Here is a 1592-nt window from a genome sequence, read left to right on the forward strand (position 1 = left end):
CGACCTCGCGGAGTGAGTCGAGGCGGTCGCGTCCGAATCCTGAGCGGCGAATACCTGCGATTCGAGCGGCGAATGTGCGCGGCTCGAACGCCGAGTTGTTAATCGGGAACGCTCTCGATGTCTGTGTTATTAATTCTAGGTTATCAAATAATAACCTTTTTCTGTTAATCCGCGCTATCGGTGAGTATGACACACTCACGGCGGTCGGTGTTGCGGCGCGGTGCCGGACTCGCGGTCGCGGGAACGGCGGCGTCGGTCGCGGGATGTACCGGCGGCGGGGACGGCGGATCCGGGGGGTTCAACGCCGGCTACGCCGCTTTCTTCACGCTCAACGACTGGGCGAACGAGGTCGCGGGCGACCGCGCAAGCTTCGAGGATCCGGTGGACGTGGGGCAGCTCGGCCACGGGTGGACGCCGGACGGGACCCTCTCCGCGGACGTCGCCGCGACGGACGCGTTCGTCTACCTCGACAGCCCGGAGTTCTCGTGGGCGCAGGATCTCGCCGCGACGCTAGAGGACGATTACGACACCGTCGCCGTGATCGACGCGCTCGACGGAGTGGAAGACGACCTGCTCGACTGGGACCACTCGCACGGGGACGAAGACGGCCACGACGACCACGACGGCGAGGGAGGGAATCACGAGGGAGAGGAAGGGAGTCACGACGGCGAAGAGGGCGGTCACGACGAGCAGCGATACGACCCGCACGTCTGGGTCGATCCGGTCCTCGCGGCCGAGATGGTCGAGACGATCGCGACGGGACTCGGCGAACCGGACCCGGACAACGCCGACGCGTACGCCGACAACGCCGCCGCCTACGCCGACGAACTCGACGCGGTCGACGCCGCGTTCGAGTCGATCGCGGAGAACGCCGCGCGCGACGTGGCCGTGCTGGCGGGGCACAACTCCTTCCAGTACCTAGAGGCGCGCTACGGGTTCCGGCTCCACTCGCCGGTCGGCGTCTCGCCGCAGAACGAGCCGACGCAGACCGAGATCGCCGACACGATCGATCTCGTGGATTCAGAGGGGATGGACGTCGTGCTGTACGATCGGTTCCAGTCGCCCCGACTCGCCGAGTCGATAGTCGAGAACAGCGACGCGACGGAGGCGGTCCCCGTCACGCCCGCCGGGGGGACGACCCGAGAGTGGAACGACGCCGGCTACGGCTACCTCGAACAGATGACCGAGATCAACGTCCCCGCCTTCGAGCGGGCGTTTGGCGCGCAGTGAGCGGGACCGACGACAGGCCGCCGGTCGAGTTCTCGGCGCGACGGTGCGAGGACGGAGTAAAAGAGCTAAACGTGCGGCCGACCCAGACACGGGACACGTAGTGAGCGCAATCGTCGACCTCGACGGCGTGACGTTCGCCTACGGCGACACCGTCGCCGTGAGCGACGTCTCTCTGACGGTCGAGGAGGGGGACTTCCTCGGGCTGGTCGGCCCGAACGGCTCCGGGAAGACCACCCTGCTCCATCTCATGCTCGGTCTCCACGACCCGGACGAGGGTTCCGTGGAACTGTTCGGCAGGCCGGTCGAGGAGTTCGACGACGGCGGCCGGATCGGCTACGTCTCGCAGAAGGCGACGAGCCGGG

At 67.1% G+C, this 1592-nt stretch carries 2 protein-coding genes; both read left to right on the forward strand.

The window, feature by feature from the left end; translation table 11 throughout:
* Positions 1–186: 186 nt before the first annotated feature.
* Entirely contained in the window at positions 187–1230 is a 1044-nt protein-coding gene (locus BN903_RS05155) for a metal ABC transporter solute-binding protein, Zn/Mn family (protein ID WP_048076678.1), read from the forward strand.
* Positions 1231–1330: 100 nt separating this feature from the next.
* Positions 1331–1592, forward strand: a 262-nt coding sequence (locus tag BN903_RS05160; protein WP_048076679.1) for an ATP-binding cassette domain-containing protein, incomplete at its 3' end; no start/stop codon positions are given.

The sequence above is a fragment of the Halorubrum sp. AJ67 genome, assembly GCF_000513435.1.